The 23,040-nt window shown below is 69.3% G+C and carries 21 protein-coding genes and 8 tRNA genes; 16 read left to right on the top strand and 13 right to left on the bottom strand.

All coding sequences use genetic code 11. The annotated features are described in order from the left end of the window. Positions 1 to 9 precede the first annotated feature (9 nt). Together phoB and E2169_RS03440 are read right to left on the bottom strand one after the other, a co-directional pair. Entirely contained in the window at positions 10 to 699 is a 690-nt protein-coding gene (gene phoB, locus E2169_RS03445; RefSeq protein ID WP_132985181.1) for a phosphate regulon transcriptional regulator PhoB, read from the bottom strand. A gap of 94 nt (positions 700 to 793) precedes the next feature. Then, complete coding sequence (locus E2169_RS03440) at positions 794 to 2,374, bottom strand: M48 family metalloprotease (protein WP_132985180.1); 1,581 nt, start codon at positions 2,372 to 2,374, stop codon at positions 794 to 796. A 189-nt stretch (positions 2,375 to 2,563) separates the two neighbouring features. On the opposite strand from E2169_RS03440, the gene grxC reads away from it, so the two are divergent. The 4 genes from grxC (at position 2,564) to E2169_RS03420 (ending at position 5,864) form a co-directional block, all read left to right on the top strand. Beyond that, positions 2,564 to 2,842, top strand: coding sequence for a glutaredoxin 3 (grxC, locus tag E2169_RS03435; protein WP_229659099.1), 279 nt, complete (start codon positions 2,564 to 2,566; stop codon positions 2,840 to 2,842). Beyond that, the gene (locus tag E2169_RS03430; protein ID WP_132985179.1) at positions 2,839 to 3,228 is read left to right on the top strand and encodes a carboxymuconolactone decarboxylase family protein; all 390 of its coding nucleotides are present in this window, start codon (positions 2,839 to 2,841) and stop codon (positions 3,226 to 3,228) included. The genes grxC and E2169_RS03430 overlap by 4 nt, the downstream gene beginning before the upstream one ends. Before the next feature lie 127 nt (positions 3,229 to 3,355). After that, entirely contained in the window at positions 3,356 to 4,369 is a 1,014-nt protein-coding gene (locus E2169_RS03425; RefSeq protein WP_132985178.1) for an isocitrate dehydrogenase, read from the top strand. A gap of 160 nt (positions 4,370 to 4,529) precedes the next feature. Then, positions 4,530 to 5,864 (top strand): Na+/H+ antiporter NhaC family protein, encoded by a 1,335-nt coding sequence (locus E2169_RS03420; RefSeq protein WP_132985177.1) that lies wholly within the window; start codon positions 4,530 to 4,532, stop codon positions 5,862 to 5,864. A 331-nt stretch (positions 5,865 to 6,195) separates the two neighbouring features. Here E2169_RS03420 and E2169_RS03415 read toward each other — a convergent pair whose 3' ends face one another. From E2169_RS03415 to E2169_RS03390, 6 genes are all read right to left on the bottom strand, one after another. Beyond that, positions 6,196 to 6,957 carry a Bax inhibitor-1/YccA family protein gene (locus E2169_RS03415; RefSeq protein ID WP_132985176.1) on the bottom strand — a complete coding sequence of 254 codons (762 nt, stop codon included), beginning with the start codon at positions 6,955 to 6,957 and terminating at the stop codon, positions 6,196 to 6,198. An 87-nt stretch (positions 6,958 to 7,044) separates the two neighbouring features. Further along, a tRNA-Leu gene (locus E2169_RS03410) sits at positions 7,045 to 7,129 on the bottom strand. A gap of 86 nt (positions 7,130 to 7,215) precedes the next feature. Beyond that, positions 7,216 to 7,291, bottom strand: a tRNA-Lys gene (locus tag E2169_RS03405). 60 nt (positions 7,292 to 7,351) lie between these two features. Continuing rightward, a tRNA-His gene (locus tag E2169_RS03400) sits at positions 7,352 to 7,428 on the bottom strand. A gap of 84 nt (positions 7,429 to 7,512) precedes the next feature. Beyond that, positions 7,513 to 7,589 (bottom strand) — tRNA-Arg (locus tag E2169_RS03395). 4 nt (positions 7,590 to 7,593) lie between these two features. After that, positions 7,594 to 7,670, bottom strand: a tRNA-Pro gene (locus tag E2169_RS03390). A gap of 204 nt (positions 7,671 to 7,874) precedes the next feature. On the opposite strand from E2169_RS03390, the gene tig reads away from it, so the two are divergent. From tig to E2169_RS03350, 8 genes are all read left to right on the top strand, one after another. After that, positions 7,875 to 9,179: a trigger factor gene (gene tig / locus E2169_RS03385; protein ID WP_165942318.1), complete on the top strand. Its 1,305-nt coding sequence runs from the start codon at positions 7,875 to 7,877 to the stop codon at positions 9,177 to 9,179. Positions 9,180 to 9,203: 24 nt separating this feature from the next. Then, a complete protein-coding gene (gene clpP / locus E2169_RS03380; protein ID WP_132985174.1) occupies positions 9,204 to 9,830 on the top strand; it encodes an ATP-dependent Clp endopeptidase proteolytic subunit ClpP in 627 nt (208 codons plus the stop codon). A 130-nt stretch (positions 9,831 to 9,960) separates the two neighbouring features. Next, positions 9,961 to 11,250, top strand: coding sequence for an ATP-dependent Clp protease ATP-binding subunit ClpX (gene clpX / locus E2169_RS03375; protein WP_132985173.1), 1,290 nt, complete (start codon positions 9,961 to 9,963; stop codon positions 11,248 to 11,250). A gap of 227 nt (positions 11,251 to 11,477) precedes the next feature. Further along, on the top strand, positions 11,478 to 13,904 hold the full coding sequence (gene lon, locus E2169_RS03370) for an endopeptidase La (protein WP_132985172.1): 2,427 nt from the start codon (positions 11,478 to 11,480) through the stop codon (positions 13,902 to 13,904). 162 nt (positions 13,905 to 14,066) lie between these two features. Beyond that, on the top strand, positions 14,067 to 14,339 hold the full coding sequence (locus tag E2169_RS03365) for an HU family DNA-binding protein (protein ID WP_132985171.1): 273 nt from the start codon (positions 14,067 to 14,069) through the stop codon (positions 14,337 to 14,339). A gap of 11 nt (positions 14,340 to 14,350) precedes the next feature. After that, positions 14,351 to 14,425 (top strand) — tRNA-Val (locus E2169_RS03360). A 35-nt stretch (positions 14,426 to 14,460) separates the two neighbouring features. Continuing rightward, positions 14,461 to 14,537: transfer RNA gene (locus E2169_RS03355), tRNA-Asp, on the top strand. Between the two features lie 111 nt (positions 14,538 to 14,648). Beyond that, positions 14,649 to 16,628: a SurA N-terminal domain-containing protein gene (locus E2169_RS03350; RefSeq protein WP_132985170.1), complete on the top strand. Its 1,980-nt coding sequence runs from the start codon at positions 14,649 to 14,651 to the stop codon at positions 16,626 to 16,628. A 102-nt stretch (positions 16,629 to 16,730) separates the two neighbouring features. Here the strand turns inward: E2169_RS03350 and E2169_RS03345 are convergent, their stop codons facing one another. Genes E2169_RS03345 through gloB form a run of 3 tightly spaced genes read right to left on the bottom strand, consistent with a single transcriptional unit; the run spans position 16,731 to position 19,396 of the window. Further along, on the bottom strand, positions 16,731 to 17,549 hold the full coding sequence (locus E2169_RS03345) for an enoyl-ACP reductase FabI (RefSeq protein ID WP_132985169.1): 819 nt from the start codon (positions 17,547 to 17,549) through the stop codon (positions 16,731 to 16,733). A 30-nt stretch (positions 17,550 to 17,579) separates the two neighbouring features. Continuing rightward, entirely contained in the window at positions 17,580 to 18,623 is a 1,044-nt protein-coding gene (locus tag E2169_RS03340; RefSeq protein WP_132985168.1) for a lytic transglycosylase domain-containing protein, read from the bottom strand. Then, a complete protein-coding gene (gene gloB, locus E2169_RS03335; protein WP_132985167.1) occupies positions 18,620 to 19,396 on the bottom strand; it encodes a hydroxyacylglutathione hydrolase in 777 nt (258 codons plus the stop codon). Before gloB ends, E2169_RS03340 begins: the two co-directional genes overlap by 4 nt. A 43-nt stretch (positions 19,397 to 19,439) precedes the next feature. Here gloB and E2169_RS03330 point away from each other — a divergent pair, with 43 nt between their 5' ends. Genes E2169_RS03330 through dnaQ form a run of 3 tightly spaced genes read left to right on the top strand, consistent with a single transcriptional unit; the run spans position 19,440 to position 21,315 of the window. Continuing rightward, positions 19,440 to 20,096, top strand: coding sequence for a class I SAM-dependent methyltransferase (locus E2169_RS03330; RefSeq protein WP_132985166.1), 657 nt, complete (start codon positions 19,440 to 19,442; stop codon positions 20,094 to 20,096). Then, complete coding sequence (rnhA, locus tag E2169_RS03325) at positions 20,093 to 20,539, top strand: ribonuclease HI (RefSeq protein WP_132985165.1); 447 nt, start codon at positions 20,093 to 20,095, stop codon at positions 20,537 to 20,539. Before E2169_RS03330 ends, rnhA begins: the two co-directional genes overlap by 4 nt. Positions 20,540 to 20,586: 47 nt before the next feature. Further along, entirely contained in the window at positions 20,587 to 21,315 is a 729-nt protein-coding gene (gene dnaQ, locus E2169_RS03320) for a DNA polymerase III subunit epsilon (RefSeq protein WP_132985164.1), read from the top strand. A 16-nt stretch (positions 21,316 to 21,331) separates the two neighbouring features. On the opposite strand, the gene E2169_RS03315 is transcribed toward dnaQ, so the two are convergent. Together E2169_RS03315 and E2169_RS03310 are read right to left on the bottom strand one after the other, a co-directional pair. After that, on the bottom strand, positions 21,332 to 22,036 hold the full coding sequence (locus E2169_RS03315; RefSeq protein WP_132985163.1) for a PP2C family protein-serine/threonine phosphatase: 705 nt from the start codon (positions 22,034 to 22,036) through the stop codon (positions 21,332 to 21,334). 373 nt (positions 22,037 to 22,409) lie between these two features. Beyond that, positions 22,410 to 22,500, bottom strand: a tRNA-Ser gene (locus E2169_RS03310). Between the two features lie 107 nt (positions 22,501 to 22,607). Here E2169_RS03310 and E2169_RS03305 point away from each other — a divergent pair. Further along, on the top strand, positions 22,608 to 23,015 hold the full coding sequence (locus E2169_RS03305) for a DUF6165 family protein (RefSeq protein ID WP_132985162.1): 408 nt from the start codon (positions 22,608 to 22,610) through the stop codon (positions 23,013 to 23,015). The last annotated feature ends 25 nt before the right edge of the window (positions 23,016 to 23,040 follow it).

The following is a 23,040-nucleotide window of genomic DNA, read 5'->3' as shown; positions in this document are numbered from 1 at the left end:
GCCGCCAGTCTAGACCGAGGCGGAGAATCGGTAACCCGCGCCGCGCACCGTCTGCACCATGCCGTCGAGCCGGAAGGGCTCAAGGGTCTTGCGCAGGCGGCGGATGTGCACGTCCACCGTGCGCTCCTCGACGTAGACGCTGCCGCCCCAGACGTGGTCGAGCAGCTGCGAGCGCGAGTACACGCGGTCGGCGTGGGTCATGAAGAAGTGCAGCAGCCGGTACTCGGTGGGACCGATCGACACCGGCTCGTTGCCGGCGAACACGCGGTGCGCCGCGCCGTCGATGCGCAGCTCGCCCTGGGTCACGCTGCCGTCCTCGTCGTCGTCGCGCGAACGGCGCATGACCGCGCGGATGCGCGCCAGCAGCTCGCGCGAGGAAAAAGGTTTGACCACGTAGTCGTCGACCCCGGCCTCGAGGCCGCCGACGCGGTCGTTCTCTTCGCCGCGCGCGGTCAGCATGATGATCGGGATCTCGCGGGTCAGCGCTTCCCGGCGCCAGCGGCGGGCCAGTTCGATTCCGGTGGTGCCCGGCAGCATCCAGTCCAGCAGGATCAGGTCGGGGACGCGGTCGGCGATCGCCTCCTGCGCCTGGCGGGCATCGCCGGCGTGGACCGCTTCGTAATCGCCCTTGCGCACGGCGAACGCCACCATGTCGCGGATTGCGGGTTCATCGTCGACGATCAGGATGCGTTTCTGCACGCTTTTAGCGCTCGTTCCGGGTACTGCAGCCATTAGACGACGGTTTGGTGACGGTTTGGTGACAGTGTCACCAGCCACCTGGCCGGGTCCCCGGCTACTTGCGCAGGTCCGGGTCGCGGATGCCCTGGCGACGGAGCTCGAGCACGGTCGGCGTGATCGCGGCGATGCGGGCATCGATACGGGCGCGGGCGTAGTAGTCGATGTCGTCGCGCCTGCGCAGGGTGTTGAGCTGCATCAGGGCCTGCTCGGCGCGGCCGCTGAGGAAGGCGGTCTCCGCCCAGGCCTCGCCGGCGCGCACCGGGTCGCCGGCGATCTCGCTGGCGCGGGCGAAGCTGCGATGGAACACCGGATCCTGGCCCGCGCCAGCCATCAGCGGGCGCAGGATGTCCTGGGCGCGCCGCCCCGCCTCCGCATCCCTGCGTTCGACCAGGGTTTCGGCATAGCCCAGCACCACGGCGCGGTTGCGTGGCATGCGCCGGATGAGATCTTCGAAGCTGGCGTCGGCGGCCGCGTGTCGCCCCTGGCGGGCCTGGGCCTGGGCCAGGCCGAGCAGCAGCCAGGTATCGCCGGGGTGCGTCTCCAGCAGCGCCTCGAACCCGCGCGCGGCCTCGCCGCCGTTGCCGGCCTCGAGCTGGGCCACGGCCAGGCCGTAGCGCTGGGCATCGTCCAGCGGGGCGACGCGCGCGAAGTGGCCGTACTCGGTGATGGCCTGGGTCGGCGTGTCTGCGCTCAGCGCACGCAGGCGTTCGCGCGCCCAGCCGAACTGGGCTCCGGCCGTGCTTCCGCCCAGCCCGCCGGGACGCAACCCTGGTGGGAGCAGGGGGTTGTTTCCGGCAAGCCCGGCGGTGGCGAACGCGTTGCGCTGGCCGTTGCCGTACTGCTGGGCAAGCTGGCGGGTCTCTCCGATGCGCGTGGTGGTGACCGGGTGCGTGCTCATGTAGTCGGGCATACGTTCGCGTTCGCCGCCCTGGTTGGTGCGCGACATGGCCTGCATGCGTTCGAACATCTGCGCCATCGCGCCGGCGTCGTAGCCGCTGCGCGCGAGCGTGCGCATGCCCAGGCGGTCGGCCTCGGATTCGTTGGAGCGGGTGTAGTCGATCTGGCGCTGGATCATCAGGCCCTGCGCGCCGACGATGGCCGCCATCGCGGCATTGCCCGACGACCTGCTGTCGGACTGCGATGCCGCAGCCACCGCGCCGAGCATCGCCAGCAGGATCGGGACGCTGTCACGTTGCGCGCGCTCGACCCCGCGCAGCACGTGGGCCTGGGTGACGTGCGCGATCTCATGGGCGATCACGCCGGCGACCTCGTCCTCGCTCTCGGCGGCCAGCACAAGGCCGGCGTTGGCCCCGATGTAACCGCCCAGGGTGGCGAAGGCGTTGATCGAACGGTCCTTCAGCATGAAGAAGGTGAAGGACTGCTCGGGCTGGTCGCTGGCCGCCGCCAGGCGGTTGCCGAGCCCGCGCAGCCAGGCGTCGACCAGGGGGTCGTCGAGCACGTAATCGTAGTGCCGCAGCTGCGCCAGCAGCATCTGCCCGTACTCGCGCTGCTGCGCGGGTCCCAGCACGGTGGCGGCCGACGAGCCGATATCCGGCAGTCGCTGTTGCGCCGGCGCCGATGCCGGGGCGATGGCCACGGCAAGGGCGAGGGCGAGGGTGGCGGGAAACAGTCGCATTCGAGGCTGGGGATCCAATCACCGGGGGCGCGGCAGTGCGTGAACAGCATGGGGGCGGCGGGCGCGATGGGCGTGAATACCGCGTTAATCCGCCCGTCGAACGCAGCGGGCCGATCATGGCTGCTGAAATCGGCGCGCCGGCCCCCCACAATTGACAGCATCAGGTCGCGAGAGTTTCCGGAGAACGCATTGAACGAGCAAGCCACCCCCGAGATCACCCTGTACACCAGCGCCGTCTGCGCGTATTGCGTGGCGGCCAAGAACTTCCTGCGCAGCAAGGGCCTGGCGTGGACCGAGGTCCGGATCGACACCGACCCCGCCGAGCGTGAGCGCATGGTCGCGCTGGCTCGGAAGACCTCGGTGCCCCAGATCTTCGTCGGCGATGTCCATGTCGGCGGCTACGACGACATGATGGCGCTGCACCGCGCCGGCGGCTTCGAGCCGCTGCTGTCGGGCAAGGACGCATGAGCGCCGGCGGCGGGGACGACCGCATCCGGGAGTTCACGGAGTTCCGCGAGCGCATGAACGAGCGCATCCTGGCCGAACCCAACCAGGTGGTGCGCCGCTTCTTCGCGCTCGACACCCAGGCCTACCAGGCCGGCGTGCTGGACGTGGCCACCAAGGAGCTGCTGGGACTGGTGGCCTCGCTGGTGCTGCGCTGCGACGACTGCATCGGCTACCACGTCGCCCGCTGCCGCGAGGCCGGCGTGGGCCGCGAGGCCATGTTCGAGGCGTTCTCGATCGGGCTGGTGGTCGGCGGCAGCATCGTGATCCCGCACCTGCGCCGCGCCGTGGACTTCCTCGACCAGCTCGAGGCCGGCGCGCCGGCGCCCGCGGAGCATGCGCACGACTGATGGGATCACCGTGTCCTTCCGCGCTCCCGGCAGGGCAGGGCCGCGTTTGGCATAATTGGCAGCTGTTCCAGTCCCCCCAGGCGCCCCGCGCATGCGCCCGGCACCCCCCAGCATGGACCCCCACACAATGACCCAGACAATCACGGTCATCCGCGGCGATGGCATCGGCCCGGAGATCATGGACGCCACCCTGCACGTGCTCGACGCCCTGGGCGCCGGTCTCGTCTATGAAGAGGCCGACGCTGGCCTGGTGGCGCTCGAAAAGCACGGGGAGCTGCTGCCGCAGGCCACCCTGGATTCGATCAGCCGCAACAAGATCGCGCTCAAGAGCCCGCTGACCACGCCGGTCGGCGACGGTTTCTCGTCGATCAACGTGCAGTTGCGTCGTCATTTCGACCTCTACGCCAACGTGCGCCCGGCGGCCTCGTTCCCCAATACCCGCTCGCGTTACACCGAGGGCGTGGACGTGATCACCGTGCGCGAGAACACCGAGGGCGCCTACAGCGCCGAGGGACAGGAAACCGCGCCCGACGGCAGCTGGGCGGTCTCGGTCACCCGCAACACCCGCAAGGGTTCGGAGCGCATCGTGCGCTACGCCTTCGAGCTCGCGCGCAGGGCCGGACGGAAGAAGGTCACCGTGGTGCACAAGGCCAACATCCTGAAGTCGACCTCGGGCCTGTTCCTCAATGCCGCGCGCGACGTGGCCAGGGAATACCCGGACATCGAGTGCAACGAGATGATCGTGGACAACACCTGCATGCAGCTGGTGATGCGCCCCGAGCAGTTCGACGTGATCGTGACCACCAATCTGTTCGGCGACATCATCTCCGACCTGTGCGCCGGCCTGATCGGTGGCCTGGGCCTGATCCCGGGCGCCAACATCGGCGCCGACGTGGCGATCTTCGAGGCCGTGCACGGCTCGGCGCCGGACATCGCCGGCAAGGGCGTGGCCAATCCCTGCGCGCTGCTGCTGGGCGGGGCTCAGATGCTCGAGCACATCGGCATGGCCGACAAGGCCATGCAGCTGCGCGCCGCCATCGTCGCCACGCTGGAGGCGAAGGATTCGCTGACCCCCGACCTCGGCGGCAGCGGCAGCACGATGGGCTTCGCCCGCGCCATCGCCAGCCGTCTCGCGGCCTGAGCGGAGCAGCCCGCGCGGCCGTGGACGGGCGGCGCGGTACTCGACCTGGCGGGCGCTTCGGCGCCCGTTTCGTTTCCGGAACGCCGCTGTTCCGGGCGCTGCGCTCGACAGCGCCCGGGGCCGGCCCCACAATCGCTGATCCTTTCATGCGGATAAAGCGATGGATGTCCGTCCCAGCGCCCTCGCGCTGACACCGCTGCTGCTGTTCCTGGCGCTGTTCTTCGGCAGCGGCCTGTACTTCACCCTGCAGGGCGAAGAGATGGGCTTCTACCAGCTGCGTGCGCCGGTGGCGATCCTGCCGGCGCTGGCCCTGGCCGCGTGGATCGCGCACCGGCGCGGCGTGAAGCCCGGCGACGTCCTGCTGCGCGGGATGGGCCACCCGAACATCATGACCATGTGCCTGATCTTCCTGCTGGCCGGGGCCTTCGCCTACGTGTCGCAGGCGATCGGCGCGGTGGATGCGGTGGTCACGCTGGGCATCGGCGCGGTGCCATCCAGCCTGCTGCTGCCCGGTCTGTTCGTGGTCGCCTCGCTGATCTCGCTGGCAATCGGTTCCTCGATGGGAACGATCGCGGCCGTGGTGCCGATCGCGCTCGGCGTGGCCGACGCCTCCGGCCTCGACCGCGCGCTGGTGCTCGGCGCGGTGATCGGCGGTGCGATGTTCGGAGACAACCTCTCGGTGATCTCCGACACGACCATCGCCGCGACCCGCAGCCAGGGCGCCGAGATGCGCGACAAGTTCCGCGAGAACTTCAAGATCGCGCTGCCGGCCGCGCTGGCGACGATGCTGCTGCTGGCCTTCCTCGGCGACCCGGCCCCGGTCACCACCGACGAGGCGACCTCGCCCTGGCTGGTGCTGCCCTATGTGCTGGTCCTGGCGCTCGCGCTCAGCGGACTCGATGTGATCCTGGTGCTCGGGATCGGACTGGCGCTGGCTGGCGCCTTCGGCCTGGCGCTGTCGCCCGACTACGGCCTGGTGCAGTACGCCGGTGACATCTGGACCGGCTTCGAAGGCATGACCGAGATCCTGCTGCTGTCGCTGCTGATCGGCGGCGTGGGCGCGCTGATGAAGGCCGCCGGCGGACTGGAGTGGCTGGCACGCACGATCGCCCGCCTGGCGCGCGGCCACCAGGGCCGGCGCACCGGCGAGTTCAGCATGGCGGCGCTGTCGGCGACGGCCGACGTATTCACCGCCAACAACACCGTGGCGATCCTGGTCAGCGGCGATGTCGCGCGTGACATCGCGCAGCGGCATGGCATCAGCCCACGGCGCGCGGCCAGCGTGCTCGACATCTTCGCCTGCGTGCCGCAGGGCCTGCTGCCCTACGGCGCGCAGATCCTGCTGGCCGCAGGCCTGGCCTCGGTATCACCGCTGGCGCTGGCGGGCAGCGTCTTCTACTGCTGGATCCTGGCGCTGGTGGCGATGGGCTTCATCGCCTGGCCACGGCGCGAACCCGCGCTCGCAGCGGAGCCGGCGGGCCCCGGCGCCCCATAGCGATGGCATCTGCAGGAGCAGCTGCAGCTGCGAAAGGCAGAAGCCTTTGCCACGGATCCACACGGATTTTCCGCGGATTTCCGCTGATGGAGCAAAGGCATTTTTGCCACGGATTTACGCGGATGAACGCGGATAAAGCAGGAGCGGGAATGGGTCGTGGCGGGACGGAAGCTTCCGCTTTCTCCCTGCGTTTGCGTTTGCTCTATCCGTGTAAATCCGCGTAAATCCGTGGCAAAAATGCTCTTGCTCTGGTTGCCACGAACGCCACATGCGCGAAGGGCGCCCCGTGGGGCGCCCTCCTGATGCGTGGTGCGTGGTGCGAGGCGAGCGGTCAGTTGCGTGACTGCAGCTTGGACAGCAGGCGCAGGAACTCGATGTACAGCCACACCAGGGTGACCATCAGGCCGAAGGCGCCGTACCACTCCATGTACTTCGGCGCGCCCTGCTCGGCGCCGGCCTGGATGAAGTCGAAGTCGAGCACCAGGTTCAGCGCCGCGATCACGATCACGAACAGGCTGAAGCCGATGCCGACGATGCCGTTGCCGTGGATCATCGGGATGTTGACGCCGAAGAAGCCCAGCACGATCGTTGCCAGGTAGACCAGGAAGATGCCGCCCGTGGCCGCGACCACGCCCAACTTGAACTTCTCGGTGGCGCGGATCCAGCCCGAGCGGTAGGCGAACAGCATCGCGAACAGGGTTGCGAAGGTCAGCATCACCGCCTGGATCACGATGCCTTCGTACATGTGGCTGTACAGCGCCGAGACCGCGCCGAGGAAGAAGCCTTCGACCAGGGCGTACAGCGGCGCGGTGACCGGCGCCCATTCCTTCTTGAACACCGTGACCAGGGCCAGGACGAAGCCGCCGATCAGGCCGCCCCACATGTAGACGGAGAAGCCGGGGGCGATCTCGCCGGCCGGCGTGAAGGCCCGGCTCCATGCGAAGGCCGCGGTGAGCACCGTCAGGAAGAGCAGGAAGGCGGTCTTGTTGACCGTGCCGTTGATCGTCATCGCCCCGGCGTCGCGGGACACGACGGTGCCGCTTCCAAGGTCGAGGAAGGTGGATTCGGACAGGACCGGGTTGCCGCTGCGCATGGATTCCCCCCAAGGGTTCAGGTGTGCGTATGCCAGCGACGGAGGATACACGGGCGCGTGCGAACGGCGCATGCGCGGGGGCTCGGGTGGTGCGAGAAGGGGGACTCGAACCCCCACGCCTTGCGGCACCGGCACCTAAAGCCGGGGCGTCTACCAATTCCGCCATTCTCGCAGTAGCACACCACGCGCGAACGGCCTGGGCCGTCCAGAAAAAAGGGGCTGCGTTCGCACGCAACCCCTTGTCTCGTCTCGGGAATTTGGTGGGCCGTCAAGGATTCGAACCTTGGACCTATTGATTAAGAGTCAACTGCTCTACCAACTGAGCTAACGGCCCCGAGCGGGAAATCTTAGCAAAGCGACGGCCGGCGGATCAACACTTGCCGGCCACGAAAGCTGGGGTGGAAGACGGGATTTGAACCCGCGACCCCCGGAATCACAATCCGGTGCTCTAACCAACTGAGCTACATCCACCATTGGGGTCCGCGCCGGCCTGGGCCGGTGGGGCGCGCATTGTAGCGCGGTCGGAGCGGTAGTGCGACGTGCCGCGGCGAAAACTGGCGCGCCCGGCAGGACTCGAACCTGCAACCACCGGCTTAGAAGGCCGGTGCTCTATCCGGTTGAGCTACGGGCGCGGAGTGGTCGGGGTAGAGGGATTCGAACCCCCGACATCCTGCTCCCAAAGCAGGCGCGCTACCAGACTGCGCTATACCCCGACGACGGCGGCCCGCGATGCCGCAGCGGGTAGCCGCAGGCATTGTCGGGAGGGCCTCCGGCGGTGTCAACGCGGGGGCGCTGGCGGCAGCGGCTGGATTCCGTCAAAATGCTCCGTTCCGTCGCCGGACGCGGGCCCTGCCCGGCAGGCCGGCCAAACCAGACAACCAACGCCCGCGGCCATGGCCGCGGTTGCAGGAGTGGGTATGCAAGCTTCAGTCGAGACCGTCGGCAACCTCGGACGCAAGATGACCTTTCGCCTGCCGGCCGACCGCCTGCAGGACCAGGTGGGTGGCCGCCTGCGCGAGATCGCTCGCACCGCACGCATCAAGGGCTTCCGCCCGGGCAAGGTGCCGGCGAAGGTGATCGAGCAGCGCTTCGGCCCGCAGGTCCGCGGCGAAGTGCTCGACGGACTGCTGCGCGAGGGCTTCGACAGCGCCGTGCGCGAGAACGCGCTGCGCATCGCGGGCCGCCCGCAGATCGAACCCGCCGATGGCGATGCCGACGACCTGTCCTACGTGGCCACTTTCGAAGTGATCCCGGACTTCGGCGAGATCGACGTCACCGGCCTCAAGGTCGAGCGCCCGGTGGCCGAGGTGACCGAGGCGGACATCGACCGGATGATCGAGAACCTGCGCCAGCAGCGCCGCAGCTGGAGCGCGGTGACGCGTCCCGCGAAGGCGGGCGACGCGGTCGACGTCGAGACCTGGTCCGAAGTGGACGGCGAGCGGATGCCGGCCGAGGGCGCCGAGCGCGGCGTGTCGGTGATCGGGTCGGGTGCGATGTTCGCCGACATCGAGTCTGCGCTGGTGGGCATGTCCAAGGACGACGAGAAGGACATCGAGGTCACCTTCCCCGAAGGCTGGCGCGTGCCGTCGCTTGCCGGCAAGACCGCGAAGGTCCACCTGCGCGCCGAGCAGGTCTCGGAAGAAGTGCTGCCCGAGGCCGACGCCGCCTTCATCCGCAGCTTCGGCGTCAAAAGTGGCGAAATGGAGCAGTTCCGCTCCGACATCCGCACCAACCTGGAGCGCGAGCTGAAGGCCGCGTTGATGAACCGCCTGCGGCGCGCGGTCGGCGAGCAGCTGGTGGCCGCCTATGCCCACGTCGAGCTGCCGCCGAAGCTGGTCGAGCAGGAGGCGCATGCGCTGGTGGAGCAGGTTGCCGAGCAGGCCCGTCGCCAGGGTCGTCCGTCGGAGCCGCCGGCCGATGCGCACAAGAATTTCCTGGAGCCCGCGCGCAAGCGCGTGCTGGTGGGCCTGCTGGTGGGCGAGGTCGCCGGCAAGCACCAGCTGATGCTGGACCGCAAGCGCCTGGACGAGAGCCTGCGCCTGATCGCCTCGACCTACGAGGAGCCTCAGCAGGTCATTGACTTGTACCGCAACGATCCCCAGCTTATGAGTGGACTGCAGAACCGGGTGATGGAAGAGCAGGTGATCGATTGGATCGCCGAACGCGCCGACCACACCGACACGCAGCTGACCTTCCAGGAGGCGATCGCGCCGCAGGCGTGACGCCTCCGCTGACACGGGATTGAAATGAGCATCCAGACCAAGGCCCTGAACCTCGTGCCGATGGTGGTCGAACAGACCAGCCGCGGCGAGCGCGCGTACGACATCTATTCGCGCCTGCTGAAGGAGCGGGTGATCTTCCTGGTCGGCGGCATCGACGACCACGTGGCCAACGTGATCGTGGCGCAGATGCTGTTCCTCGAGGCCGAGAACCCCGAGAAGGACATCAACCTGTACATCAACTCGCCCGGCGGCATCGTCACCGCGGGCATGGCGATCTACGACACGATGCAGTTCATCAAGCCCGACGTGAGCACCATCTGCGTCGGCCAGGCGGCCAGCATGGGTGCGCTGCTGCTGGCGTCCGGCGCGGCCGGCAAGCGCTACGCGCTGCCCAACTCGCGGGTGATGATCCACCAGCCCCTGGGCGGCTTCCAGGGCCAGGCCACGGACATCGAGATCCACGCCCGTGAGATCCTGTCGATGAAGCAGCGCCTGAACGAGATCCTGGCCCGCCACACCGGCCAGTCGCTGGAAACCGTCACGCACGACACCGAGCGCGACAATTTCAAGAGCGCCGAGGCCGCCCGCGACTACGGCCTGGTCGACGAAGTCCTCGAGCGCCGGCCGGAAGAGTCCATCCAGCCAGCCTGAACAGGCCGGCGACGCCGGCTTCCCCCGCTGCGGCCCCGGCCGCGGCAGTCCGGGCCCGTCGCGCTTGCGACCCGGGGCCCGGGTGCTATTCTCGACCCCGACCCCCCTCGATACACCGATTGGCGAACGCATGACCGAAGATCGACAAGGCCGCTCCGGCGACAGCAGCAAGATCCTGTACTGCTCGTTCTGCGGGAAGAGCCAGCATGAGGTCCGCAAGCTGATCGCGGGTCCGAGCGTGTTCATCTGCGATGAATGCGTCGAGCTGTGCAACGACATCATCCGCGAGGAGCTCGAGGAGAAGGCGCAGAGCGCCCGCAGCTCGCTACCCAAGCCGAAGGAAATCCTCGACGTCCTCGACCAGTACGTCATCGGGCAGTCGCGCGCCAAGAAAACCCTCGCCGTGGCGGTGTACAACCACTACAAACGCATCGAGAGCCGGCAGAAGAACGACGAGGTCGAACTGGCCAAGTCCAACATCCTCCTGGTCGGCCCCACCGGCTCCGGCAAGACGCTGCTCGCCGAGACCCTGGCGCGGATGCTCAACGTGCCGTTCACGATGGCCGACGCCACCACGCTGACCGAAGCCGGTTACGTGGGCGAGGACGTCGAGAACATCATCCAGAAGCTCCTGCAGAAGTGCGACTACGACGTCGAGAAGGCGCAGCAGGGCATCGTCTACATCGACGAGATCGACAAGATCTCGCGCAAGAGCGAGAACCCGTCGATCACCCGCGACGTGTCGGGCGAGGGCGTGCAGCAGGCGCTGCTGAAGCTCATCGAAGGCACCGTCGCCAGCGTGCCGCCGCAGGGCGGCCGCAAGCACCCGCAGCAGGAGTTCCTGCAGGTCGATACCCGCAACATCCTGTTCATCGTCGGCGGCGCGTTCGCCGGCCTGGACAAGATCATCCAGCAGCGCTCCACCGAGGCCGGCGGCATCGGCTTCGGCGCCAAGATCAAGAGCAGCGAGCGCAAGGTCGAGGTCGGCAAGGTGCTGGCCGAGGTCGAGCCCGAGGACCTGATCAAGTTCGGCCTCATCCCCGAGTTCGTCGGCCGCCTGCCGGTCGTCGCCACGCTCGAGGAGCTCGACGAGGCGGCGCTGGTGAAGATCCTGTCCGAGCCGAAGAACGCCATCACCAAGCAGTTCCGCAAGCTGTTCGAGATGGAGGGCGTGGAGCTCGAGTTCCGCCCCGACGCGCTCGCCGCCATCGCCCGCAAGGCGCTCAAGCGCAAGACCGGTGCCCGCGGCCTGCGCACCATCGTCGAATCGGTGCTGCTCGACACGATGTACGACCTGCCGTCGCAGGAAAACGTGAGCAAGGTCGTGGTCGACGAGTCGGTGATCGAGCACAGGTCCGAGCCCTACCTGATCTACGAATCGGCCCCCGCCGCGCCGGCCAAGGCCGCCTCGGGCGACTGAGGCCCCGTTCGCCCGCGCCCGGGTCATCCCGGGCCCGGCCCGATCCCGCCAGACCCCGATCCCGAGTCCCGCCGGGCCGCACCCGCGGGGCTTGCCGTGGCTGAACACGCTACGCGTCGCTGCCTCCCGCAACCGGCGCGCTCCAGCGCTTGCATCCATCGCCGCGGAACCCCATAACCTGACCCATGCGGCGCCCACCCTGCCGCCCGCCATGTCCAGGAGTTCCGATGAGCACCCCCCAGCCCGCCACCTTCGACCTTCCGGTCCTGCCGCTGCGCGACGTGGTGGTGTTTCCGCACATGGTCATCCCCCTGTTCGTGGGTCGCGACAAGTCCATCCGCGCCCTCGACCTGGCGATGGAGGGCGGCAAGCAGGTCCTGCTGGTCGCGCAGAAGTCCGCGGAGACCGATGATCCGGGCGCCGAGGACCTGCATCCGGTGGGCACGGTGGCGCAGGTGCTGCAGCTGTTGAAGCTGCCCGACGGCACCATCAAGGTGCTGGTCGAAGGCGTCTCGCGGGCGACCGTGGACACCGTGCGCGAGGTCGACGGCACCCTGTCGGGCCTCTGCAGCGTGGTCGAGCCGGTCGAGGACCGCGAGCCGCGCGAGGTCGAGGCCATCGCGCGCTCGCTGATGGGCCTGTTCGAGCAGTACGTGAAGACCAACCGCAAGCTGCCGCCCGAACTGCTGCAGACGCTTGCCGGCATCGACGAGCCCTCGCGCCTGGCCGACACCGTCGCCGCGCACCTCGGCGTGCGCCTGGGCGAGAAGCAGCGCCTGCTGGAGACCTTCGGCATCGCCGGGCGCCTGGAGATGCTGGTCGGCCTGGTCGACGGCGAAATCGACGTGCAGCAGATGGAGAAGCGCATCCGCGGGCGCGTGAAGTCGCAGATGGAGAAGTCGCAGCGCGAGTACTACCTCAACGAGCAGATGAAGGCGATCCAGAAGGAACTGGGCGACATGGACGACGCGCCCAACGACCTCGAGGACCTGGCGCGCAGGATCGCCGCTGCCGGCATGCCCAAGCCCGTCGAGACCAAGGCCAAGTCCGAACTCAGCAAGCTCAAGCAGATGTCGCCGATGGCCGCCGAGGCCTCGGTGGTGCGCAACTACCTCGACTGGCTGCTGGGCGTGCCGTGGAAGAAGCGCAGCAAGGTGCGCAAGGACCTCAAGGCCGCGCAGGACACGCTCGATGCCGACCACTACGGCCTGGAAAAGGTGAAGGAACGCATCCTCGAATACCTCGCCGTGCAGACGCGGGTGTCGAAGATGAAGGCGCCGATCCTGTGCCTGGTCGGGCCGCCGGGCGTGGGCAAGACCTCGCTGGGGCAGTCGATCGCCAGGGCCACCAACCGCAAGTTCGTGCGCATGTCGCTGGGCGGCGTGCGCGACGAGGCCGAGATCCGCGGCCACCGCCGCACCTACGTGGGGTCCATGCCCGGGCGCATCGTGCAGAACCTCAACAAGGTCGGCACCAAGAACCCGCTGTTCATGCTCGACGAGATCGACAAGATGTCGATGGACTTCCGCGGCGACCCGTCTTCGGCGTTGCTGGAGGTGCTCGACCCGGAGCAGAACAACGCCTTCAACGACCATTACCTCGAGGTCGACCTCGACCTGTCCGAGGTCATGTTCGTGGCGACATCGAACTCGCTCAGGATCCCCGGCCCGCTGCTCGACCGCATGGAAGTCATCCGCATCCCCGGCTACACCGAGGAAGAGAAGATCAACATCGCCATGCGCTACCTGCTGCCCAAGCAGATCAAGGCCAACGGCCTGCGCGAGGGCGAGCTGAAGATCGCCGAAGGCGCGATCCAGGACATCGTGCGCTACTACACGCGCGAATCCGGGGTGCGCAACCTCGAGCGCGAGATCGCCAAGATCTGCCGCAAGGTGGTCAAGGAAGTCGCGCTTGCCGGGCCGCAAGCCAGGAAGGCGCGCGCGCTGAACGTCAACGCGAAGAACCTCGACAAGTACCTGGGCGTGCGCCGCTTCGACTTCGGTCGCGCCGAGCAGGACAACGAGATCGGCCTGGTCACGGGCCTGGCCTGGACCGAGGTCGGTGGAGACCTGCTGCAGATCGAATCGACGCTGGTGCCGGGCAAGGGGCAGCTCACGCTGACCGGCCAGCTCGGCGACGTGATGAAGGAGTCCGCGTCCGCCGCGCTGTCGGTGGTGCGCGCGCGCGCCGAGAGCCTGGGCCTCGAGCTCGACTTCCTGCAGAAGCGCGACATCCACGTGCACGTGCCCGACGGCGCCACGCCCAAGGACGGCCCGAGCGCGGGCATCGCGATGGCGACCTCGCTGGTGTCGACGCTGACGAAGATCCCGGTGCGTGCCGAGGTGGCGATGACCGGCGAGATCACCCTGCGCGGCAAGGTCACCGCGATCGGCGGCCTCAAGGAAAAGCTGCTGGCTGCGCTGCGCGGCGGCGTCACCACGGTGATCATCCCGGAGGAGAACCGCAAGGACCTCGCCGACATCCCCAAGAACGTCACCCAGGGCCTGAAGATCGTGCCGGTGAAGTGGATCGACGAGGTGCTCGACCTTGCGCTGGAGCGGCCGCTTCCACCTCTCCCCGCACCCGTTCCGGTCGAGAACGTGGCGCGCCGGCCGGCGCGCAAGACGTCACCGCGGGCGGATGTCAAGCACTGATGGCACAGCGTTTTTCTTGCGTGCCATCGGGGGCGCTGGTATAAATTCGCGCTCGCATAACGGCTTGGGGCCGCACGCGATCCCGGAGCCGCGGCGGCCACGCCGCCCGCTGGCCCGCCACCAATTCGAGCGACCCGTCGGTCGCGCAGGAGCACCGAATACATGAACAAGAACGATCTGGTCCAGGCCGTTGCCGATGAGGCCAATCTGTCCAAGGCCGATGCCGCACGCGCCGTCGATGCCGTGCTGGCGTCGGTGGGCAAGGCCCTGAAGGAGGGCGACACCGTGGCCCTGGTCGGCTTCGGTACCTTCCAGGTTCGCGAGCGCGCCGCCCGCACCGGCCGCAATCCGCGCACCGGCGAGGAAATCGCGATTGCCGCCTCGAAAAATCCGGTCTTCAAGGCTGGCAAGGCGCTGAAGGATGCTGTAAACTAAGCGGCCCGCTTGGGTGCTTAGCTCAGCGGTAGAGCGTCTCCTTTACACGGAGAGGGTCGGGGGTTCGATCCCCTCAGCACCCACCAGCAAGGGCTGACGTTCGCAACAGGTTCGACAACGCGGAGTGGTAGTTCAGTTGGTTAGAATGCTGGCCTGTCACGCCGGAGGTCGCGGGTTCGAGTCCCGTCCACTCCGCCAGTCACACCAGGAAGGCGCCCGCAAGGGCGCCTTTCTTCTTTTGTGCCTCCCGGAACCGCGTCTGCCGGGCATGCGCTAGACTGCCGGGCTACGTCCAACGCGTGCCCCGACATGCTGCAAGCACTCCGAGAAAAAACCTCCGGCTGGATCGCCCTGGTGATCGTCATCATCCTGGCGATTCCGTTCGCCTTCTTCGGCATGGAGCAGTACCTGTTCCAAAGCTCGGCGAACTACGCCGCCAAGGTCGAGGCGCCGCCGTCGTGGTGGCGCTCCGCGCCGGACATCTGGCCGGTGCGCAAGGCGTTCTGGGTCTCGCAGGAGATCACGGTCGACGAATTCCGCAGCGACTTCGAGAGCGCCCGCCAGCAGGCGCGGGCGGCCGAGGGCGACGCCTTCGACGCGCGCGCCTTCGAGCTCATGGAGAACAAGCTGCGCGTGCTCGACCAGGTGGTCGACCGCAGCGTGCTGGCCCTGGCCGCGCGCAACGCCGGCGTCGCGGTGGGCAATGCCCGCGTGGCCGAGGTCGTGTCGACGATGCCCGAGTTCCAGGTCGACGGCCGCTTCGATCCGCAGCGCTACCAGATGCTGCTGCAGTCCCGCGTGCCCGCGCAGACCCCGCGCCAGCACCAGGAAGAGATCCGCGAGCGCCTGCAGATGGTGCTGCTGCCCAGCCGCGTCGCCGGCACCGCGTTCGCGAGCCCCGGCCAGGTCGAGCGGACTATGCAACTGCTCGGCCAGCAGCGCGACGTCGACATGGCGCTGGTCCCGGCGCCGGCGCCGGACACGGGGGCGATCGCCGCCGCCGACATCCAGGCCTGGTACGACAGCCACCGCGCCGACTACCGCGCGCCGGAGGAGGTCTCGATCGAGTACGTGGAGATCCTCGGCGACGCCGTGCCGGAACCCGCCCCGGCCGACGAGGCCACGCTGAGGACCCGCTACGAGCAGGAGAAGGCGCGCTTCGTCGAACCTTCGCAACACCTCGTGTCGCACGTCCTGGTGCGCGTGCCCGAGGGTGCCGACGCCGACGCGCGCGAGGCAGCCAGGGTGCGTGCGGAGGAGATCGCGGCCAGGGCGCGCGCCGCGGGCGCCGATTTCGCGGCCATCGCGCGCGCGGAATCCGATGACGAAGGCTCCAAGGCCAGTGGTGGCGACCTCGGCTGGCTCGAGCAGGGCCTCATGGGCGAGACCTTCGACCGCGCCGTGCAGGCCGCCGGGCCCGGCGTCGCCAGCGATCCGGTGCTGACCGATTTCGGCTGGCACGTGCTGCTGGTGCGCGACGTGCGGGAGGGCAGGGAAGTGCCGTTCGAGGACGCGCGCGCGGAACTGGCCGCGACCCAGGCCGTCTCCGACCGCGAACGCGGCTTCAACGAGCTGGTCGGCCGCCTGGTCGACCAGGTCTATCGCAACCCGAGCTCGCTGGCTCCGGCCGCCCGCGAGGCCGGCTTGCCGGTGCAGAAGGCCGGCCCCTTCATCCGCGGTGGCGGTGAGGGCATCGCCGCCAATCCGGCGGTGCAGCGCGCCGCGTTCTCCGACGCCCTGGTCCAGGACGGCACGGTCAGCGATCCGATCGAGCTCGAAACAAACCACAGCGTGCTGATCCGGGTGACCGCCCACCAGCCCGAGCGCGAGCGGCCGCTGGCTGAAGTCCGCGACCAGGTGGTCGCCGCGATCCGCGTCGATCGTGCCCGCCAGGCCGTCCTCGCCGAGGCCGACGCGGCCGTGGCCGAGCTTGCCGACGGCAAGGCGCTTGCCGACATCGCCGGCGACCGGAGCTGGCAGCACATGGCCCTGCCGGGCATGCGCCGCGGCATGCCGATGCCGTCGGCGGAGGCCAACGAGGCCATCTTCGCCGCACCGGAACCGGCCGAAGGTGGCGTGTCCGCGGGTCGCGTGCTGCAGGACGACGGCAGCATCGTCGTCTACGCCGTGACCAGGGTGGTGCCGGGTGACGTGACCGGGGCCGGCGCCGAGGAGCGGGACATGATCGCGGGCCAGCTCTCGCGCATGGCGGGCGACGAGGACGCGATGGCCCTGCTGCGCGCGCTGCGCAAGCAGATGCGCGTGACCACGATCGAGGCGCGCCTGTAACGCGAAGCAGGCACGACCCTGGAAACGAAGAAGCCCGGCAATGCCGGGCTTCTTCCGTCCTGGGCCTGCGCTATCCGCAGGCCGTCCGTTCCGCGTCGTCGCTCATTCGGCGGCTTCGGCCGTGGCCGCGGGCTCTTCCAGCCCGGTCATGCTGACGATGTTGTAACCGGCATCGACGTAGGTGACCTCGCCGGTGACGCCCGACGCGAGGTCCGAGCACAGGAACGCGGCGACGTTGCCGACGTCCTCGATGCTCACCGTGCGCCGCAGCGGCGCATGCGCTTCGACATGGCCCAGGATCCTGCGGAAGCCGCCGATGCCCGCGGCCGCGAGGGTCTTGATCGGCCCGGCGGAGATCGCGTTCACGCGGATGCCCTCGGGGCCGAGGTTGTAGGCCAGGTAGCGCATGGTGGCTTCAAGGCTGGCCTTGGCCACGCCCATCACGTTGTAGCTGGGCAGGGTGCGCACGGCGCCCAGGTAGCTCAGCGTCAGCACCGCGCCCTTGCGGCCCTGCATCAGCGGCCGCGCGCCCTTGGACAGCGCGGCCAGCGAATAGGCAGAGATGTCCTGGGCGACGGAGAATGCGTCGCGCGTGAGGCCGTCGAGGAACTGCCCGGCGATGGCCTCGCGCGGGGCGAAGGCGATGGCGTGGATCAGGATGTCGAAGCCGTCCGGCCAGTGCGTGCCGAGGTCGGCGAACAGGGCATCGATCTGGGCGTCGTCGGTGACGTCCAGAGGGAATACGGGTCCGCCGCCCAGGCGCGAGGCGACGTCTTCGACGCGCGACTTGAGCTTGTCGTTCTGGTAGGTGAAGGCCAGTTCGGCGCCTTCACGGTGCATCGCTTCGGCGATGCCGTTGGCGATGGAGCGCTGGCTGGCGATACCGGTGATCAGTGCGCGCTTGCCCTGCAGGAATCCCATGGTGTGATCGACTCGATGGAAGGGAGCTGGCTAGTTTGCCACGGCCGCCGCCGGTGGGGTCGCGACAGCTGCCGCCGGGACCAGGACCTGGCGCCCGGCCGGGCCGCTGCCGATGGCGTGCGCCGGGTTGAGGCGCCGCAGGCGCGCGGCGTCCAGGCCCTTGCGCCGCGCGTAGCCGTCCAGGCCCGCGGGTTCGTCGGCCAGGTCGACCGCGACCAGGCGTGCGACCGGCCGGTCCAGCGCCTGCCGCCACTCCTCGTCGTCGCCGGCTTCCACCATCAGGCAGGACAGCGCGTGCAGCTTGCGCACATAGGCGCGGGTGATGCCGGCCAGACTCTCCAGCGCCTCGGGTTCGGCGTCGGCCGGGCGCTGGCCGTGCCGGCGCAGGGCGCCGAGCACGCGATATTCGCCGGCGTTGAAGGCCATCACCGCAAGCCGCCAGTCGCCGGCGAACATGCCGTGCAGGGTCTTGAGGTAGCGCACGGCCGCCTGGGTGGCATCGACGGGTGAAAGGCGGCCGTCGTAGCCACCGCGGATCGGAATCTTGTGGTTGCGCGCGGTGACCGCGATGAACTGCCAAAGGCCGGCGGGTCCGCTGCTGCTGCGCGCGCCCGGGCGATAGCCGCTTTCAACGAAGGGGATCAGCGCGTACTCGGTTGGCAGATGGGCGCTGCGCAGCGCCTCGACCACGTAGCCGAACAGCGGCAACACTTCGCTGTCGCCGGCGGCAAGCTGGTCAGGGACGTGCGCGAAGTGGCTGCGCCAGCGTGGACTGGCGTCCGTGCATCCCGGCTGCGCGAGGCCGTCGACGAAGCGTTCGTAGATCGTCACCCCGTTCGTCGCACGCGCGGGCGCCGGCACCACGGCTGCTGCCAGCGCGGGTGCGGCGGCGGGCGCGGCCTGGGCCGGCGGGCCTCCGGCCGCGTCGGCCGCGAGCGGTTCGTCCGGGGCTGCGGGGGCGGCGAGCGGGGCGACTTCGCCTGCAGGAGTGTCGCTCGCCTCGCCGGCGACGATCGGCCCCGCGGCGATCGCCCACAGCAGCGCCAGCGTTGCCGCGCCCGTGCGCGCCGTCATGCGCGGAATCCGTCCTTCCAGCGCCGCAGGGCGGCGAAGGCCCCGACCCGTGACAGGTCGCCGTCACCCGACCACGCGGCCACCGCCGCGCGGACCGCGGGCGCATCCACGCGCAGGAAGGGATTGCAGGCACGTTCGTCGCCGAGCGTGACCGGAAGCGTGGGCAGGGAATCGTTGCGCAAGGTGGTCACCTCTTCGCTGCGGCGCGCCAGCGCCGGGTTGTCGGGGTCGACCGCCCGAGCGAAGGCGGCGTTGGACTGCGTGTACTCGTGCCCGCAGCACACCAGAGTGTCGCCGGGCAGGGCCGCCAGCCGGTCCAGCGACGCCAGCATCTGTGCTGGCGTGCCTTCGAACAGGCGACCGCAGCCGAGACTGAAGAGGGTGTCGCCACAAAACAAGAGGCCATGGCCGTGGAATGCGATGTGGCTCACGGTATGGCCGGGTACGGCGAGCACGTCGAATGCATGGCCGGCCGCCTCCACCCGGTCGCCATCTCCGACCCGCTGGCTGGCGACGGGGATCCGCCTGTCGTCCGGCGCCACCACATGCAGGTCCGGCCAGCGCGCGCGGAGCGCGGCCACGCCGCCGATGTGGTCCCCGTGATGGTGGGTCAGCAGCACCGCCTGCGGGCGCCAGCCGCCGGCATCGGCCGCGGCCAGCACCGGTGCCGCGTCGCCCGGGTCGACCACCACCGCGCCGCGCCCGCCGTGCGCCGGCAGCAGCCAGATGTAGTTGTCGTCGAATGCGGGCAGTGGAAACGGGGTCGGGGTCATGTGCGGGGCCCGTGGTGGGGGCGGGACGTCTAGAATGGCGACCATGCCGTTCCGTTCCCGCCCCGGTCAACCAGACGCAGCCCAGGCCTGGTTCGCGTCCAGCGAGGGCGCGGTGCTGCTCGACAGCGAGCGGGATGTGGTTGAAAGCGCCCTCCTGGCCCGCCCTGCGCAGCCCTGGCTGTGGCTCGCGCCGCTGCCGCCTGGGCCGCGGCCCGATGGCAGCCGCGGCCTGGCCCTGTACGCCCGCGGCGAACGCTTCGACGGCGAGGTGGCCTGCGCGCTGCCCCTGCCGCTGCCCAGTGGCGCCTTCGGCACCGTAGTGCTGCAGCACGTGGCGATCCCGGACGCACGCGGCGCCGGACTGCTGGAAGAGGTGGGGCGGGTACTGGTGCCCGGCGGGCGCGTCCTGCTGTTCGCGCTCAATCCGCTGTCCCCGTATCGCTGGCGCTGGCGTGGCCAGGGCCTGGATGCGGCCGAACCGCTGTCCTGGCGTCGCCTCCTGCGCCGGGCCGGCCTGGAACCCGAGGCGGTGTCCGAAGGCATGGGGCCACGTTGGAAACCCGTGGCCGAGCCGCGCCGTCAGCACGGGGCGGGCCTGCGCGCCGCCTATCTGGTGCGTGCCGAGCGGCGCACCGTTCCCCTGACACCGGTGCGTCCGCGCCGCTTGCTGCCGATGGCGACGGGGGCGGCACCTGCATGAAGGCGGTGGAGGTGCATACCGACGGAGCCTGCCTCGGCAACCCCGGTCCCGGCGGCTGGGCGGCGCTGCTGCGCTACGGCGCGCGCGAGCGCGAGCTGGTCGGCGGCGAAGCGCTGAGCACCAACAACCGCATGGAACTGATGGCGGCGATCATGGCGCTGGAGACGCTGACCGAGGACTGCGAGGTGACCCTGCACACCGACTCGCAGTACGTCCGCCAGGGCATTACCGAATGGATGCGCAACTGGGTGCGTCGCGGCTGGAAGACCAGCGGTGGCGACCCGGTGAAGAACCGCGACCTCTGGGAGCGCCTGCACGCGGCCAGCGGCCGCCACGTCATCGACTGGCGCTGGGTGAAGGGGCATTCGGGCGATCCCGACAACGAGCGCGTCGACGACCTCGCGCGCAACGAAGCCCTGAAGTTCAAGGCCGCCGCCCGCTGAGCCGTTCCCGACCACGACCACCCCGTCCACGCCAGACAGAGAAGCAGATGCGCCAGATCGTCCTCGACACCGAAACCACCGGCCTGGAATGGCGAAAGGGCAACCGCGTGGTCGAGATCGGCTGCGTCGAACTGGTCGAGCGCCGGCCCACCGGCCGTACCTGGCAGCGCTATATCCATCCCGAGCGCGAGTTCGAACCCGGCGCGCAGGAAGTCACCGGCCTGACCCTGGATTTCCTCGCCGACAAGCCGAAGTTCGCAGCGATCGCCGACGAGTTCCTGGAATTCATCGCCGGCGCCGAGCTGGTGATCCACAACGCGGCCTTCGACGTCGGTTTCCTGGACAACGAGTTCTCGCTGCTGCCGGTCAGCCCCGGCAGGATCCGCGACCATGCGTCGGTGCTCGATTCGCTCGAAATGGCGCGCCACCGCTTCCCCGGCCAGCGCAACTCGCTGGACGCCCTGTGCCGCCGCCTGGGCGTGGACAATGCGCACCGCCAGCTGCACGGCGCGCTGCTCGACGCCCAGCTGCTGGCCGAGGTCTATCTGGCGCTGACAGCGGGCCAGACCGAGCTCGGCCTGGCCGGTCCCGTGGTGTCCGAATCCGCCGTGTCGCGCGTCGACCGCCCGCGTGCGGACGCGCTGGCTCCGCGGCCGCGCGTGACGGTGCCGGCGACCGAGCTCGAGGCGCACCGGGCGCGCGTGGATGCGATCCGCAGCCGCGCGGGGCAGGCGCTGTGGGACGAAGCAGTGGACGAGGCCGCGGTCACGGCCTGAGGCAGGCGCGCCGCGCTCAGTGGCGGCGCACCAGCACCACGGTGACGTTGTCCGAGCCGCCGCCGTCGAGCGCCGCGGCCACCAGCCCGTCCACGCATTCCTGCGCACTGCATTCGTCGTGCGCGAGCACGCGGGCGATGCCGCGGTCGTCGACCTCCTCGGTGAGGCCGTCGCTGCACAGCAGCAGCTGCATGCCCGGCGCAAGTTCGCCGGACATGGTCTCGACGTTGAGCGCCTGCGGATCGGTCACGCCCAGCGCCTGGGTGACGACGTTGCGGTGCGGATGGCTGCGGGCCTGGTCGATGCTGATCGCGCCCTGGCTGATCAGCTCCTGCACATAGCTGTGGTCCTGCGAGAGCTGTGCCAGCTTGCCGTCGCGCCAGATGTAGACGCGGCTGTCGCCGACCCAGGCCACTTCGAAGCGGTTGCCGCTGATGCGCGCGGCGACCACGGTGGTGCCCATGGGCAGGGCGTCCTGGCGTCTGCGCGAGGCGCTGATGATCTCTTCGTCGGCGATGCGGATCGCCTGCGCCAGCGGCGTGCCCTGGCGGGTCTCGCGCACGATCGCCTCGCGCGCCAGCGCGCTGGCGACCTCGCCGTATTCGTGTCCGCCCATGCCGTCGGCCACCAGCCACAGGCCCAGCTCGCTGTCGCCGTAGTAGGTGTCTTCGTTGAGCTCGCGGCGCAGGCCGACGTGCGTGAGATGGCCGAACTCGATCATGCGCGGGCCGCGTTTCCCGGAAGGGCTGAATGGGAGAACGGCGGCGGTAGGCGGGAGAGGTCAGCTGGCATGTGGTGCGGAGGCGTGTGCGTGGGGTGGCGTCAGGGGATGATGGTATACGGGGAGTGGTGGGGGTGTGGGGATCGGGTTGCGCGCCTTCGGGTCGAACCGGATGGTTGAATCAAGCTCCCCCCTCTCCGCCAGATACGCAAAACGCCCCAGGGTCATGTGTGTTTGTTGCAGGGGGATGGCCCGGCCTTCGGCCGGGCGCCCTACGGCGCTGCGCGCCTTCGGGTCGAACCGGATGGTTGAATCAAGCTCCCCCCTCTCCGCCAGATACGCAAAACGCCCCTTGCGGGGCGCTTTGCGTATCTGGCGGAGAGGGGGGGATTCGAACCCCCGAGGCGCTATAAACGCCTGCCTGATTTCGAGTCAGGTACATTCAACCGCTCTGCCACCTCTCCGGTGGTCCCGGCCGCGTGGGCCGGGTGCGCAATGATACGGGCACGGAGCAGGGTCGACAAGACGAGGCGTTACACTGTGCGGCCCCCGAAGACGCCCGGCCGCTTCCATGTCCGAGATCACCGTCCCCGTCTCCTTTGGCGAGCTCCTCGACAAGATCTCGATCCTGCAGATCAAGTCCGGGCGCATGAGCGACGAGGCCAAGCTGGCCAACGTCCGCCGCGAGCTGTCGGCGCTGGAGAAGACCTGGATGGCACACCCGGCCGCCGGCAAGGACATCGCCCGCCTGCGCGCCGACCTGAAGGCGGTCAACGAGCGGCTCTGGGAGATCGAGGACGCCGTCCGCCTGAAGGAAAAGGCGCAGGCCTTCGACGAGGCCTTCGTCCGCCTGGCGCGCAGCGTCTACCTGGAGAACGACGAGCGCGCGCGGATCAAGAAGGCGATCAACCTCGCGCTGGGTTCGAGCTACGTCGAGGAAAAGTCGTACCGGGATTACAGCGCCGGCCCGACGGCCTGACACCGCTGCCCTGCGGCGCCACTGC

Source organism: Luteimonas terricola, assembly GCF_004352845.1.
Classification (GTDB): domain Bacteria; phylum Pseudomonadota; class Gammaproteobacteria; order Xanthomonadales; family Xanthomonadaceae; genus Luteimonas; species Luteimonas terricola.
Note: the sequence above shows the minus strand (reverse complement) of the source record. Positions and strands in the feature narration are given on the sequence as shown.

Bases quoted from the DNA above. Each gene is read 5' to 3' on its own strand.
- E2169_RS03440 (WP_132985180.1), bottom strand. From the start codon at position 2,374: ATGCGACTGTTTCCCGCCACCCTCGCCCTCGCCCTTGCCGTGGCCATC.
- E2169_RS03430 (WP_132985179.1), top strand. From the start codon at position 2,839: ATGAGCGCCGGCGGCGGGGACGACCGCATCCGGGAGTTCACGGAGTTC.
- E2169_RS03425 (WP_132985178.1), top strand. From the start codon at position 3,356: ATGACCCAGACAATCACGGTCATCCGCGGCGATGGCATCGGCCCGGAG.
- E2169_RS03420 (WP_132985177.1), top strand. From the start codon at position 4,530: ATGGATGTCCGTCCCAGCGCCCTCGCGCTGACACCGCTGCTGCTGTTC.
- E2169_RS03415 (WP_132985176.1), bottom strand. From the start codon at position 6,957: ATGCGCAGCGGCAACCCGGTCCTGTCCGAATCCACCTTCCTCGACCTT.
- tig (WP_165942318.1), top strand. From the start codon at position 7,875: ATGCAAGCTTCAGTCGAGACCGTCGGCAACCTCGGACGCAAGATGACC.
- clpP (WP_132985174.1), top strand. From the start codon at position 9,204: ATGAGCATCCAGACCAAGGCCCTGAACCTCGTGCCGATGGTGGTCGAA.
- clpX (WP_132985173.1), top strand. From the start codon at position 9,961: ATGACCGAAGATCGACAAGGCCGCTCCGGCGACAGCAGCAAGATCCTG.
- lon (WP_132985172.1), top strand. From the start codon at position 11,478: ATGAGCACCCCCCAGCCCGCCACCTTCGACCTTCCGGTCCTGCCGCTG.
- E2169_RS03365 (WP_132985171.1), top strand. From the start codon at position 14,067: ATGAACAAGAACGATCTGGTCCAGGCCGTTGCCGATGAGGCCAATCTG.
- E2169_RS03350 (WP_132985170.1), top strand. From the start codon at position 14,649: ATGCTGCAAGCACTCCGAGAAAAAACCTCCGGCTGGATCGCCCTGGTG.
- E2169_RS03345 (WP_132985169.1), bottom strand. From the start codon at position 17,549: ATGGGATTCCTGCAGGGCAAGCGCGCACTGATCACCGGTATCGCCAGC.
- E2169_RS03340 (WP_132985168.1), bottom strand. From the start codon at position 18,623: ATGACGGCGCGCACGGGCGCGGCAACGCTGGCGCTGCTGTGGGCGATC.
- gloB (WP_132985167.1), bottom strand. From the start codon at position 19,396: ATGACCCCGACCCCGTTTCCACTGCCCGCATTCGACGACAACTACATC.
- E2169_RS03330 (WP_132985166.1), top strand. From the start codon at position 19,440: ATGCCGTTCCGTTCCCGCCCCGGTCAACCAGACGCAGCCCAGGCCTGG.
- rnhA (WP_132985165.1), top strand. From the start codon at position 20,093: ATGAAGGCGGTGGAGGTGCATACCGACGGAGCCTGCCTCGGCAACCCC.
- dnaQ (WP_132985164.1), top strand. From the start codon at position 20,587: ATGCGCCAGATCGTCCTCGACACCGAAACCACCGGCCTGGAATGGCGA.
- E2169_RS03315 (WP_132985163.1), bottom strand. From the start codon at position 22,036: ATGATCGAGTTCGGCCATCTCACGCACGTCGGCCTGCGCCGCGAGCTC.
- E2169_RS03305 (WP_132985162.1), top strand. From the start codon at position 22,608: ATGTCCGAGATCACCGTCCCCGTCTCCTTTGGCGAGCTCCTCGACAAG.